A 12806-nucleotide genomic window follows, 5' to 3' on the forward strand; every position below is an offset into this window, starting at 1 on the left:
CCCTGCCGAAAGGCCTGCCGGTACGCCACTGTACCGGAACGCCATCGTATCGGTACAGCTCCGTATCGATACCTAATCGTTTCGGAACCCACTCGTTTCGGTACCCTTTCGTTTCGGTACAGTGGCGTATCGGTACACTCGCGTATCGGTACTTAGGCGTATCGGTACCTGTCCGTATCGATCGTCAGTACCGCCAAGGGAACCAGCGCCACCAGCGCCGTCAGTGAAAGGGCCGGGGGATGGAATGCCGCACCGAGCCTGCTGAGGAGCGGACCGCCGCGACAGCGCGGCCGCCGCTCGTCCGTGAGTTCCTGCTCGTCGCAGGGCTCTTCCTCGTCTACAAGTTCGGCCGGACGCTGGCCGACGGCCACACCGCCGAGGCCTACCGCAACGCCCACCTCGTGTGGGACTGGGAGCGGCTCCTCGGGCTGCCGGACGAGGGCTCCGTGCAGGCCGCGCTGCTGCACGGCGACACGCTGGTCCACCTGGCGAACGTCTACTACGCGACCGTCCACTTCCCGGCCACCGTGGCCTTCCTGGTCTGGCTGTACCTGCGGCGCCCCGCGCACTACGTCTGGGCGCGCCGGGTCCTGACCGCCCTCACCGCCGCCGCCCTGCTGCTGCACCTCGCGTTCCCGCTGGCCCCGCCGCGTCTGCTGGACGCCGCCGGGCTGGTGGACACCGGGCAGGCGTACGGGCCGACGGTGTACTCGGCGGTGCCGGCGACCGACTCCCTGGCCAACCAGTTCGCGGCGATGCCCTCGCTGCACTTCGGCTGGGCCCTCATGGTCGCGGTCGGTCTGATCGCCGCGACCCGCTCCCGGTGGCGTGTGCTGTGGCTGCTGCACCCGCTGGTGACCCTGTTCGTCATAGTCGGCACCGCCAACCACTACTGGCTGGACGCGATCGTGGCGGGCACCCTGCTGGCCGGCGCCCTCGCCGTGGTGCCGCTGCCGCACCGGACGAGCAGCACCGCCGGCCGGCGCTCCACGGCCCTCGCCCCGGCCGAGGAGCCCGTCCTGGTGGGAGCCGGCCGATGAACGCCACCCTCGTCGCCGTCGCCCTGTCCCTGGTGTCGGCCGTCGCCTACGCGGCCGCCGCCGTGGCCCAGGAGCGCCTCGCCTCCCGCAGCGCCGGCGCGGGCGTCGGGCGGATGCTCGCCAGCGCCGCCTGGTGGAGTTCCGTCGCGCTCAACGCGGGCGCCGCGCTGCTGCACGTCGTGGCCCTGAAGTACGGCCCCCTGACCGTGGTGCAGCCCCTGGGCGCGCTCACCCTGGTGGCGGCGGTGCCGCTCGGGGCGCGGCTGGCCGGGCGCCGGGTCACCGCGACGGAGTGGCGGGGCACCGCGCTCACGCTGACCGGGCTGGCCGCGATCCTGATCGCCGCGTCCGGGCCCGCCCCCGACGACGTGCTGAGCGTCCCGGAGGCCGTGGCCGTGGCCGGCGCGACCGCCGCCCTGATCGGCTTCCTCTCCCGGCCCGGCACCAGGCCCGGGCTGCGCCACGCGGGCGCGTCCGGCATGGCCTCGGGCGTCGCCTCCGCGCTCACCCAGACCGTCACGGTCGCCGCGACCGACCGCTCGGGCTCCCTGCTGGACGCCGAGGTCGTCGTGGTGGCGCTCCTGGTCGCCACGTTCGCCGTGGGCGGCCTGCTGCTCTCGCAGACGGCGTACCGAGGGGGCCTGGGCGCGCCCCTCGCGGTCGTGACCCTGGCGAACCCGCTGGCCGCCGCCCTGATCGGCCTCACCCTCCTCGGCGAGGGCCTGCGGGGCGGGGCCGCGGGCGTGCTGCTCGCGTCGGCGGGGGCCCTGGTCGCGGCGCGGGGCGTGGTGCTGCTGACCCGGGTGGCACCGGCCGGGATCCGGCAGCCGGAGGCCGTGGCGGCGCACGAGGGGGCGTACGGGGAGGCGTACGGGGAACCGCACGAGGAGCACCCGGTGGCGGCCGTCCTCGCCCTGGAGCCCCGGCACGCGCCGGCGGAGCCGTCGCCGGTGCCCCGCCGACGGCCGTCCGCGACGCCCGGGCACCTCACCGCCCTGTGACGGCCGGGGGAGCCGGTGCCCACACCGGGGAACCGGCCCGCTCCCCCGGCCCGATGTCCTACCGCCGGCCCAGCGCCGGATCGCTCACCCCCGCCCGCCCGTTCTCCACGTGCCCGGCGAACCGGCGCAGGAAGCCCTCGCCGGCGGTGACGGTCAGGTCGTACCAGCGATGGCTCGACCGCAGGCCGATCACCTCGCGGACGGTCGCCCCGGGGCGCACCCGGACCGTGCGGGACCGGCCGCCGTAGGCGCTCGCGAGCTTCAGGGCCACCGTTTCGGCTCCCTTGTTGGTGAAGGTCAGCTCGACGTCGTCGCCGGTGTGCCGCGCGGTCACCTCCGGACGGGCCTTCCCCGTCGTACCCGGTCCCCGGAAGACCCGCAGGAAGCCGTTCGGGCCGTGCACGGTGAGGTCGTACGCGCCGCCGGAGCCCGCGAGGTCCCAGATGTCCGAGACGGTCCTGCCCGCCCCGGTGGTGTACGTCCAGGGCCCGTCCGTACGAGTGCCGGAGGTGACGTGGAAGGCCGCGCCGGCCTTGCCGCCGGAGGCGAACGTCAGGGTGAGGGTCCCGTCCCGGGGACCGGCGGCGGCGTCCACGCGCGGCGCGTACTTCAGCGGCCGGGCCGGGCGCACCCCGCGCTCCTGCCTCGGCATGCTGGGGTCGTCGGGCACGGCGGGCCGGTAGTCGGGGTGCCGTTCGCGGTCCCGCGGCGCGTAGGCGTCGGTGTCCGGCAGCGCGGCGGGCCGGCTGTCCTTGCGGGAGAAGTCGAACGCGGCGGTCAGGTCGCCGCAGATCGCCCGCCGCCAGGGCGAGATGTTCGGCTCCCGGACCCCGAACCGGCGCTCCATGAACCGCAGGATCGAGGTGTGGTCGAGGGTCTCGGAGCAGACGTAACCGCCCTTGCTCCAGGGGGAGACGACCAGCATGGGCACGCGCGGACCGAGCCCGTAGGGCCCGGCGACCCGGTTGGCGTCGCCCTTGTAGAGGTCGAGGGAGACATCCACCGTGGACCTGCCGTGGGCCGCGTCGCGCGGCGGCAGCGGCGGCACGAGGTGGTCGAAGAAGCCGTCGTTCTCGTCATAGGTGAGGAACAGGGCCGTCCTCGCCCAGACCGCCGGGTCGGAGGTGAGCGCGTCGAGGACCTGGGAGATGTACCAGGCGCCGTAGTTCGAGGGCCAGTTGGAGTGCTCGGAGAACGCCTCGGGGGCGGCGATCCAGGAGATCTGCGGGAGCTTCCCCGTCTTCACGTCGGCCCTCAGCCGGTCGAAGTAGCCCTCGCCGGCCTTGGCGTTCGTGCCGGTGCGGGCCTTGTCGTACCAGGGGTCGCCGGGCTTGGCGTTCCGGTACTTGTTGAAGTAGAGGAGCGAGTTGTCGCCGTAGTTGCCCCGGTAGGCGTCCGCGATCCAGCCCCAGGAGCCGGCCGCGTCCAGGCCGTCGCCGATGTCCTGGTAGATCTTCCAGGAGACCCCGGCCGCTTCGAGGCGTTCGGGGTAGGTGGTCCAGTCGTAGCCGAGTTCGTCGTTGCCGAGGACGGGGCCGCCGCCCTTGCCGTCGTTGCCCGTGTGTCCCGTCCACATGTAGTAGCGGTTGGGGTCGGTCGAGCCGATGAACGAGCAGTGGTAGGCGTCGCAGACGGTGAAGGTGTCGGCGAGGGCGTAGTGGAACGGGATGTCCTCGCGGGTCAGGTACGCCATCGTCGTGGTGCCCTTGGCGGGGACCCAGCGGTCGTACTTGCCGCCGTTGTACGCCGCGTGACCGTCGGGCCAGCTGTGCGGCAGGCCCTCCAGGAACTGCATGCCGAGGTCGTCGGCGTCGGGGTGGAACGGCAGGACGTCCTTCGTGCCGTCCGACTGGTGCCACACGCTCCTGCCGTTGTCCAGCGTCACCGGGTGCGGGTCGCCGAAGCCCCGTACGCCTCTCAGAGCGCCGAAGTAGTGGTCGAAGGACCGGTTCTCCTGCATGAGGACGACGATGTGCTCGACGTCCTCGATCGTGCCGGAACGGTGGTACGCGGGCAGTGCCGCGGCCCGCTGGATGCTGGCCGACAGGGCGCTGAACGCCGTGGTGGCGCCCGCCACCTGGAGGAATCGCCGCCGATTGACTTCAGGCATGGGTGGATGACCTCTTGTCCTGACGTGGTGCGTCGGATGTGACCTGCGCGCTGGGAATGGTCCAAGAGGAACGAACGCGGGGGAAGGGTCCGTGGCGCGGGTGTGACACGGGAAGGGCTGCCGGGCGAACAGCGGCGGGCGGGCGGCCCTCCCGTGGGCAAAGTCCGTGCACGGCAGGGCTTCCGTCTGACGGAAGGGGTATTGCCCGGCCCCGTGCACGCTCAGGAATGTGGTGACACGCGGAGTGACGTGGCTCCGCGCTCAGGGTTCTCAGGGACGGGATCGCCATGCCTCACATGACCGCCTTCGCCAGGAATCAGTGGTACGTCGCCGCCTACGCCGAGGAGGTCGGGCGGGACCTGCTCGGACGGACGATCCTGGGTGAGCCGCTGGTCTTCTACCGGACCGAGGAGGAGGGGACCCCGGTGGCGCTGCACGACCGGTGCGTGCACCGCCGGTACCCGCTGTCGAAGAGCGGGCTGGACGGGGACCGGATCGTGTGCGGCTACCACGGGTTCACGTACGACACGACGGGCGCGTGCGTGTACGTGCCGGGACAGAAGCGGATCCCGCGGACGGCGCGCGTGGCCTCCTACCCCGTGGTCGAGCAGGACTCGCTGATCTGGGTCTGGATAGGCGACCCGGCGCTCGCCGACCCGCAGACCGTCCCGCGCGCCCGGCACCTGGCGGCTCCCGGCTGGACCACCGTGCGCGGCATGGAGCCGATCGACGCGGACTACGGGCTCCTCGTCGACAACCTGCTCGACCTGTCCCACGAGACCTATCTGCACGGTGGTTACATCGGCACCCCCGAGGTCGCCGAGACGCCGATCACGACCGAGGTCGACGAGGGCGCGGGGGTCGTGCGGGTGAGCCGGCACATGGACGACGCGGAGTGCCCGCCGTTCTACGCGAAGTCGACCGGCATCGAGGGGCGGATCACCCGCTGGCAGGACATCGAGTACTTCGCGCCCTGCCTGTACCTGCTGCACAGCCGGATCGCCCCCGTGGGCGTGCTCCCCGAGGCCGACGGCAGCGACCCGAACGGCTTCCACACCGAGATCACGTACGCGATCACCCCGTCCTCGGACGGCAAGGTGTACGACTTCTGGATGGTCTCGCGGGACTGGGCGACCGAGAGCGACGAGGTCACCGAGTTCCTCCGGGGCAACAACCACACGGTCGTCATGCAGGACGTCGTGGCGCTGAACCTGCTGCAGGAGACGCTGGGCTCCGAGCGCACCGGCTACCAGGAGCTGAGCATCAACATCGACACCGGTGGTCTGGCCGCGCGCCGCATCCTGGCCCGGCTGGTCGAGCAGGGCGAGAAGCCGGTGGAGAAGGTCCAGTGAGCGCATCCCCCGCCTTCGGTACCGGAGAGGTCTACCGCATCGACTGGCTGCCGGGCACGGACATCCTGCACGGCACCTGTCACTGCGGGCGCGAGCACACCGCGCAGGACCCCATCGAGATGTGGGAGTGGATGCTCGCCCACCCCCAAGGACACGAGCCGCAAGGGAACCCTTCATGACCCCGCCCCCTTCGTCCTCGCCCTCGTCACCCGGGTACGAGGCCGAACTGGTCGTCGACAGCCGGGAGTTCGCGGCCGACGGCGTGCTCGCCCTCACGCTGCGGCATCCGCTCGGCGAAGAACTCCCGGCCTGGGAGCCGGGCGCGCACGTCGACGTGCTGCTCGGTCCCGGGCTGGAGCGGCAGTACTCGCTGTGCGGCGATCCGGCGGACCGCGGGGTCTGGCGGATCGGTGTGCTGCGCGAGCCCGACGGACGCGGCGGATCGGCCTACGTGCACACGGAGTTGGCGCGGGGCGACAAGGTCCGGGTCCGGGGGCCCCGCAACAACTTCGCCCTGGAGCCGGTGCCCCGCTACCGGTTCGTGGCCGGCGGCATCGGCATCACCCCCATCCTGCCGATGCTGGCCGCGGCCGAGGCGGCGGGCGCGCAGTGGACCCTGCTGTACGGCGGGCGCAGCCGTGACTCCATGGCGTTCCGGGAGGAGTTGGGCAGGTACGGGGACCGGGTCACCGTCGCCCCGCAGGACGAGACCGGGCTGCTCGACCTCGCATCCGTACTGGACGGGCTGCCCGAGGACACGCTCGTCTACTGCTGCGGGCCGGGAGCGCTGCTCGACGCGGTCGAGGCACGGTGCCCGGGGAAGGCGCTGCGGGTCGAGCGGTTCCGGCCGAAGGAACAGGAGACGGGCCCCGACGGCGAGTTCGAGGTCGTCCTGGAGCGGACCGGGAAGACCGTCACGGTGCCCGTCGGGGTCTCCGTCCTCGACACCGTGCGGGCCGCCGGCGTCGAGGTGCTGTACTCCTGCACGGAGGGCACCTGCGGGACGTGCGAGACGGACGTCCTGGAGGGCACCCCGGACCACCGCGACTCGGTGCTGAGCGACGAGGAGCGCGAGGCCGGGGAGACCATGCTCATCTGCGTGTCCCGGTGCCGGGGGTCACGGCTGGTGCTCGACCTGTAGCGGCGCGGGCGCCCCGCCGCCGGCGGTCCCCGTCGCGCGCAGGTCGGCCTCGATCCGGGCGACCGTGGCCAGCAGGTGGGGCAGCAGGTCCCGGCGTACCGACTCCACCGAGGTGCGGCCGGCGTGGACGGGGATGTTCACGCCGGCCACCACCTCGCCGTGGCGGTCGCGCACCGGGGCGGCGACGGATCGCAGGCCCTCCTCCAGTTCCTGGTCGACGACGGCGTACCCCTGCCGGCGGACCCGGCGCAGCTCGGTCCTGAGCCGGTCGGCGGAGGTGAGGGTGCGCCGGGTCAGGGGCACGAGGTCGGCGCGGGCGAGACGGGCGTCGATCTCCTCGTCCGGCAGGTGCGCGAGGACCACCCGGCCGACGGAGGTGACGTGGGCCGGGAAGCGGGTGCCCACGGTGATCGTCGCCGTCATGATGCGGCGCGCGCCGACCCTCGCCACGTACACGATGTCGTCGCCGTCGAGGACGCACAGCGAGGACGACTCCCCGACCTGCGCGACCAGCCGCTCCAGATGGGGCGCGGCGAGATCGGGGAGGGTGACGCCCGACAGGTAGGCGTAGCCGAGTTCGAGCACGCGCGGGGTCAGCCGGAACAGCCGGCCGTCGGTGTGGACGTAGCCGAGGTCGACGAGGGTGAGCAGGAAGCGGCGGGCGGCGGCCCGGGTCAGCTCACAGGTGCGCGCGACCTCGCTCAGCGTCAGTGCGGGATGCTCGGCGTCGAAGGCGCGGACGACCGCGAGGCCGCGCTCGAAGGACCGGACGAAGTGCGGTGCGCGGGCCGCGCCGAGCCGGTCTCGATCGGGCATCGTCGCCTCCAGAAGACGCGTCACGGACCGCGGGGAGCGCGGCACCGGGCACCGGGCCGGGCGCCGCACGCCGATCCGCACACAAGCGGCACGCACGAGGCACCGGCATCGCACGGACAAGGCCCCGCACCCGCGTACCGTACGCACGACGGTGCGTGGTGCGCACGCTAGGAGCACACTTCTGCAACTGTCAACGGGCTTGCGGGGTAAGGGCATTGACCCACAACCGGAGGCGTTCTACCTTCCCGCTGAGCACTTCTGTGCGGTGTGCGCACAGCCTGTCGAGGAGCGTTCCCACCAGGGGGAGTCATGCGTCGTCTGCTCATCGGTCTCGCGGCCGGTTCCTTGTTCGTCACCGCGACGGCCTGCGGTTCCACGAAGTCGGGCGGCCAGGACGCGGGGTCCGGGGGCACCACCACGCTCAAGCTCGGCATCATCCCCATCATCGACGTGGCGCCCCTGTACCTGGGCGAGAAGAAGGGCTTCTACAGCAAGCGGGGGCTCGATCTGGAACCCACCCTCGCACAGGGCGGGGCGGCGATCGTGCCGGGTGTCGTCTCCGGCCAGTTCGACTTCGGCTTCAGCAACATGACCTCCCTGCTGGTCGCCCAGTCCAAGAACGTGCCGGTCAAGGCCGTGGTGAACGGGGTCGCCTCCACCGGGAAGGCGGGCGCCGACTTCGCGGGGATCACGGTGCGCAAGGGCAGCCCGATCAGGACCGCCAGCGACCTGGAGGGCAAGAAGGTCGCGGCCAACACGCTGGGCAACATCTGCGACACCTCCGTCAACGAGTCGGTCCGCAAGGACGGCGGCGACCCGGCCGAGGTCGAGTACGTGGAGATGCCGTTCGACCAGATGCCGGCCGCGCTCGCCAAGGGCCAGGTCGACGCGGCCTGTGTCGTGGAGCCGGCGCTGGCCACCATCAAGTCGCAGGGCGGCACGGTCCTCGCGTCGAACTTCGTCGACGTGTCGCCGTACCTCACCGTGGCCATGTACTTCACCTCGCAGCAGTACGCCGAGAAGAACCCGGAGACGGTGAAGAGGTTCCAGGAGGCGACGGCGGAGTCGCTCGCCTACGCCGACGAACACCCGGACGAGGTCCGCGACATCGTCACCACGTACACGAAGATCCCGCAGAACCTGCTGGAGTCGGTCGTCCTGCCGCACTGGCCGGCCGAGCCGGACCGGGCCTCCATCGAGCGGCTCGGCGAACTCGGCCTGAAGGACGGCCTGTTCGACAAGGCCCCGGACCTGGACACGCTGCTGCCGTGAGGGGTGCCGACGCGCTCCTCGGCGCGGCCGGGCTGACGGGGTTCCTCGCCCTGTGGGAGGCGGTCCCCCGGCTCGGCCTCGTCGAGGACGACTATCTCCCGCCGGCGGGCCGGGTCGCCGGCGCCCTGGCCGGCGAGCTGGCCGACGCGGCCTTCTGGACCGCGCTGGGTGACACCCTGACCGGCTGGGCGCTCGGACTCCTGATCGCCGCGACGGCCGGGATCCTCACGGGGGTCGTCATCGCCGTCGTGCCGCACCTGCGCGAGGCGACCTCCTCCACGATCGAGTTCCTGCGCCCGATCCCCTCGGTCGCCCTGGTCCCCCTCGTCGTCCTGCTGTACGGCAGCGAACTGCGGTCGGTGCTGGTCCTGGTGGTGTACGCGTCCTTCTGGCAGATCCTGATCCAGACCCTGTACGGCGTCCAGGACGTCGACCCGGTCGCCGAGGAGACCGCCCGCTCCTACGGCCTCGGCCCCTGGGCGCGGGTCCGGCACGTGCTGTGGCCGAGCGCCCTGCCGTACGTCATGACGGGCCTGCGGCTGGCCGCCGCCGTGGCTCTCGTCCTCGCGGTGACGGCCGAACTCGTCATCGGGGCACCGGGGCTGGGGCAGCGCATCGCGGTCGCGCAGACCTCGCAGGCGGTGCCGGAGCTGTACGCCCTGGTCGTGGTCACCGGGCTGCTGGGGCTGCTGGTCAACACGGGTGCCCGTGCGGTGGAGCGGCGGGCGCTGTCCTGGCACCAGTCGGTGCGCGGGGAGGTGGCCGTGTGAGGCGGGTGCTGCCGCGGCTGCTGTCCGCCGTCGCCCTTCCCCTCGTCCTGCTCACCGTGTGGTGGTTCGCCTCCGCCGGCAGCACCGACGTGTTCTGGCCGCCCCTGCGCACGATCCTCACCACCTTCCCGGACGTCTGGACGGCGGAGCGGGTGCGCGCCGACGTGCTGCCGAGCCTGCTGCGCCTGTCCGCGGGGTACGCGGTGGCAGCCGTCGCCGGGGTCGCGCTCGGCACGGTCGTCGGCCTGCACCGCCGGGTGCGGTCGGTGTGCGAGCCGGTCCTGGAATTCCTGCGGGCGGTGCCGCCGCCGGTCCTCGTCCCGGTCATCATGCTGTTCGCGGGCATCGGCGACACGATGCGGATCGCCGTCATCGCGAGCGGCTGTGTGTGGCCGGTCCTGCTCAACACCGTGGAGGGCGTACGGGCGGTGGACTCCGTGCTGACCGACACGGCCCGGTCCTACGGCATCACGGGCGCGGCCCGGCTGCGGCACGTGGTGCTGCGCTCGGCGAGCCCGCAGATCTTCGCGGGGCTGCGGCAGGCGCTGTCGATCGGCGTCATCCTCATGGTCATCAGCGAGATGACCGCGGCCGACGACGGACTGGGCCACACCGTCGTCCAGTTCCAGCGCGGTTTCGCGATCCCCGACATGTGGACCGGCATCCTCGTGCTCGGTCTGCTCGGGTTCCTGCTGTCCGTCGTCTTCCGCCTGGTGGAGCGGCGTGTGCTGGGCTGGTACCACGGTCTGCGCGCGTCCTCGCGGCGGTCGTGGTGAATCCGGGGAAACCGGGGAAGGAGCGGCCGGCGGTGGACGCCCTGCTGGAAGTGACGGGTCTGCGGAAGGTCTACGAGGGTTCCGGGCGCCGGGTGGAGGCGGTGCGGGACCTCACCTTCACCGTCGGCGCCGGTGAACTGGTCTGTCTGGTGGGGCCGTCGGGCTGCGGCAAGACGACCCTGCTGAAGTGCGTGGCGGGGCTGCTGGACCCGACCGCCGGTGAGGTCCGTATCGGGGGACGGCCGGTGGAGGGGCCGCCGCCGGGCATGGCGGTGGTCTTCCAGGAGTACGGGCGCAGCCTGTTCCCCTGGATGCGGGTCCGCGACAACGTCGAACTGCCCCTGCGGCAGAAGAAGTCGGGGCGGGCACGGCGCCGGGAACTGGTCGACGACGCGCTGGCCTCCGTCGGTCTGTCCGAGGCGGCGGGCGCCTACCCCTGGCAGCTGTCCGGCGGTATGCAGCAGCGGGTCGCGATCGCCCGCGCGCTGGCGTACGAGCCGGAGGTGCTGCTGATGGACGAGCCGTTCGCGGCGGTCGACGCCCAGACCCGGGCCGACCTGGAGGACCTCGTGCGGGGCCTGTGGCGGGAACGGGGCATCACGATCCTGTTCGTCACCCATGACATCGACGAGGCCGTCTACCTCGGCGAGCGGGTCCTGGTCCTCTCCTCCTCCCCCACCGTCGTGCGGGAGCGGCTGGATGTCGACCTTCCCGCCGAGCGGGACCAGCTGCACACCCGCGCGGCTCCGCGCTTCGCGGAGCTGCGGACCCGCGTCTACGAGCAGATCCAGGCGGCGAAGCGGGATGCCCCCCTCGACCTGGGCAAGGGGTGAGCGGGCGGCGGGGGTTGTCCTCCGGCGCCGTCGGCGACCTGAACGCCGGCGGCGCCGGAGGGGGTGCGGCTCACCGCTCGGGCGAGGGCACCACGCTCAGATGGCCCGTGGCGGCGGGCCGGGGGCGTCGCGTCCTGCGCAGCGGGTCGGCCGGGCGGCCCACCTCGCGCAGGACGAGGGTCATACGGTGGTAGCCCATGTCGCGCAGGGTGTCAGGGCTCTCGCCGACGACCCTGCACAGGGTGGCGCCCCAGCGCGGGTCCGGGTGGATCACCGGGCGGACCGCGCCGTCGTGCCGGACGGCCGCGGGGCCCACCGTACGGAGCCAGTGCGGCAGGCCGTGGCGGTAGGCGGCGTCCATGATCGGGTCCTGGGCGATCTCCCTGCGGACGGCCTGCAGGCCCCGGTCCTGGGGGTGCTGCTCCACCGCGGCGGCGAAGTGGGCGAGCATCGGCAGGCACCAGGCGGCCTCGTGGTCACCGAGGACCGTGGCGGCGTCGGGGTGGAAGAGCACGAAGCGGAGGAAGTTGTCGTCCGGCATGGCCGTCGGGTGCGGCCCCACACCGTTGAACAAGGCCCGGAACGCGGCGTTGGCCAGAACGACGTCCCAGCGGTGGTCGAGGACGGCGGACGGGAACAGGACGGAATCCAGCAGCACGGCGTAGTCCTGGAGGTACGCCTGTGCTTCCCGGGCTTCGAGAGTGTCGGGGACGGACCGCGGTACCCACCGCTGCCCTCCTGCCTGAAACGCCATCGGGAGGTCACCCCTCTTGCCTATGCGGCCTTCACGCGGCGCCTTGATCCTGGTGCCCCGGTCGGATCAGTGTCAACTATCGTGGCATTCGGCGTCGGTTGACGGCTGAATCCCGCCACAGTTGTGGCGAGACCTGGATGTGAGTTCGACACAACCGCTAGTCTCCCCGCAGTTCACGGTGTACTTGCCGGGACCAGGGTCTCGCGCCAGGCTTGGATCCACGGATTCCGCAGTACCGCGAAATTGGCCTGAGAGAGACGTAGGAGACCTGTCGGTGACGGATGGCTTCGAGGTTCCGGACGCCGCGGCGACGGTTCTGCTGCCGGCCGTCGTGGCCCGTGTCACCGCGCTGGCGGACAAGCTGCGCGTACGGCACACGGAGGTGTTCGACACCCGACGGCTCTCGGTCGCCTCGGGCGTGCCGGAGGCGGTCGTGAAGACCCTGCTGAGCGGACAGCGCGCCGGTGAGCCGGACGTCCAGGCCCGCTTCCTGCAACGGCTGGACCTGCTCCGGCGCACCCGGCTCAAGCCGGGCGGCCGCAAGTACACCCAGCAGGAGATCGCCGACGGCGCCGGGATGTCGCGGCAGCAGGCGGGCGCCCTGATCAACGGGGACCGGCGGCCCACGATGGAGCACTGCGACGCCATCCAGCGTTTCTTCCGGGTGCACGCCGGCTTCCTCACCGCCGAGGACCCCGAGGCGCTGGCGAGTGCCCTGATGCGGACCGAGCAGGAGCTTCTCCAGCAGCTGGCCGACCGCGAGCGCGCGGCGGCCGAGGCCGCGGACGACCCGCTGCAGCGGCTGCTGCAGAACCACGGTGTGCGCTCCATCGCCTGGCGGGCGGCCCAGCTGCCCACCGACCAGCACCGCGACAAGGTCGCGGAGTGGCTGGACATGCTGCTGGAGAGCGTCAAGCGGCCCGAGTCCTGACCGGGGGAGA

General features: G+C 72.3%; 13 protein-coding genes. 10 read left to right on the forward strand and 3 right to left on the reverse strand.

The genetic code is table 11. The features are described from left to right. Positions 1 to 239 precede the first annotated feature (239 nt). Complete coding sequence (locus PYR72_RS11230; protein ID WP_275455189.1) at positions 240 to 1040, forward strand: phosphatase PAP2 family protein; 801 nt, start codon at positions 240 to 242, stop codon at positions 1038 to 1040. Then, the gene (locus tag PYR72_RS11235; protein WP_275455190.1) at positions 1037 to 2041 is read left to right on the forward strand and encodes a hypothetical protein; all 1005 of its coding nucleotides are present in this window, start codon (positions 1037 to 1039) and stop codon (positions 2039 to 2041) included. The genes PYR72_RS11230 and PYR72_RS11235 overlap by 4 nt, the downstream gene beginning before the upstream one ends. Positions 2042 to 2099: 58 nt before the next feature. Here the strand turns inward: PYR72_RS11235 and PYR72_RS11240 are convergent, their stop codons facing one another. Continuing rightward, positions 2100 to 4151 (reverse strand): phospholipase C, phosphocholine-specific, encoded by a 2052-nt coding sequence (locus PYR72_RS11240; protein ID WP_275455191.1) that lies wholly within the window; start codon positions 4149 to 4151, stop codon positions 2100 to 2102. 287 nt (positions 4152 to 4438) lie between these two features. On the opposite strand from PYR72_RS11240, the gene PYR72_RS11245 reads away from it, so the two are divergent. From PYR72_RS11245 to PYR72_RS11255, 3 genes are read left to right on the forward strand one after another with little or no spacing between them, the layout of a single operon-like run. After that, positions 4439 to 5503 (forward strand): aromatic ring-hydroxylating dioxygenase subunit alpha, encoded by a 1065-nt coding sequence (locus tag PYR72_RS11245; RefSeq protein ID WP_275455192.1) that lies wholly within the window; start codon positions 4439 to 4441, stop codon positions 5501 to 5503. Beyond that, positions 5500 to 5682, forward strand: coding sequence for a hypothetical protein (locus PYR72_RS11250; RefSeq protein ID WP_275455193.1), 183 nt, complete (start codon positions 5500 to 5502; stop codon positions 5680 to 5682). The genes PYR72_RS11245 and PYR72_RS11250 overlap by 4 nt, the downstream gene beginning before the upstream one ends. Beyond that, positions 5679 to 6644, forward strand: a complete 966-nt coding sequence (locus PYR72_RS11255; RefSeq protein WP_275455194.1) for a PDR/VanB family oxidoreductase — start codon at positions 5679 to 5681, stop codon at positions 6642 to 6644. The genes PYR72_RS11250 and PYR72_RS11255 overlap by 4 nt, the downstream gene beginning before the upstream one ends. On the opposite strand, the gene PYR72_RS11260 is transcribed toward PYR72_RS11255, so the two are convergent. Next, positions 6621 to 7460, reverse strand: coding sequence for an IclR family transcriptional regulator C-terminal domain-containing protein (locus PYR72_RS11260; protein ID WP_275455195.1), 840 nt, complete (start codon positions 7458 to 7460; stop codon positions 6621 to 6623). The genes PYR72_RS11255 and PYR72_RS11260 overlap by 24 nt on opposite strands. Positions 7461 to 7769: 309 nt before the next feature. Here PYR72_RS11260 and PYR72_RS11265 point away from each other — a divergent pair, with 309 nt between their 5' ends. From PYR72_RS11265 to PYR72_RS11280, 4 genes are read left to right on the forward strand one after another with little or no spacing between them, the layout of a single operon-like run. Further along, a complete protein-coding gene (locus PYR72_RS11265) occupies positions 7770 to 8732 on the forward strand; it encodes an ABC transporter substrate-binding protein (protein ID WP_275455196.1) in 963 nt (320 codons plus the stop codon). Continuing rightward, a complete protein-coding gene (locus tag PYR72_RS11270) occupies positions 8729 to 9502 on the forward strand; it encodes an ABC transporter permease (RefSeq protein ID WP_275455197.1) in 774 nt (257 codons plus the stop codon). The genes PYR72_RS11265 and PYR72_RS11270 overlap by 4 nt, the downstream gene beginning before the upstream one ends. Continuing rightward, on the forward strand, positions 9499 to 10278 hold the full coding sequence (locus PYR72_RS11275) for an ABC transporter permease subunit (RefSeq protein ID WP_275455198.1): 780 nt from the start codon (positions 9499 to 9501) through the stop codon (positions 10276 to 10278). The genes PYR72_RS11270 and PYR72_RS11275 overlap by 4 nt, the downstream gene beginning before the upstream one ends. 32 nt (positions 10279 to 10310) lie before the next feature. Next, entirely contained in the window at positions 10311 to 11111 is an 801-nt protein-coding gene (locus PYR72_RS11280; RefSeq protein WP_275455199.1) for an ABC transporter ATP-binding protein, read from the forward strand. A gap of 70 nt (positions 11112 to 11181) precedes the next feature. On the opposite strand, the gene PYR72_RS11285 is transcribed toward PYR72_RS11280, so the two are convergent. Beyond that, entirely contained in the window at positions 11182 to 11865 is a 684-nt protein-coding gene (locus PYR72_RS11285; protein ID WP_012999406.1) for a hypothetical protein, read from the reverse strand. Positions 11866 to 12139: 274 nt separating this feature from the next. Here PYR72_RS11285 and PYR72_RS11290 point away from each other — a divergent pair, with 274 nt between their 5' ends. Further along, positions 12140 to 12796 (forward strand): helix-turn-helix transcriptional regulator, encoded by a 657-nt coding sequence (locus PYR72_RS11290; protein WP_059082895.1) that lies wholly within the window; start codon positions 12140 to 12142, stop codon positions 12794 to 12796. Positions 12797 to 12806: the final 10 nt, after the last annotated feature.

The organism is Streptomyces sp. VNUA24 (assembly GCF_029167005.1).
GTDB lineage: Bacteria > Actinomycetota > Actinomycetes > Streptomycetales > Streptomycetaceae > Streptomyces > Streptomyces scabiei.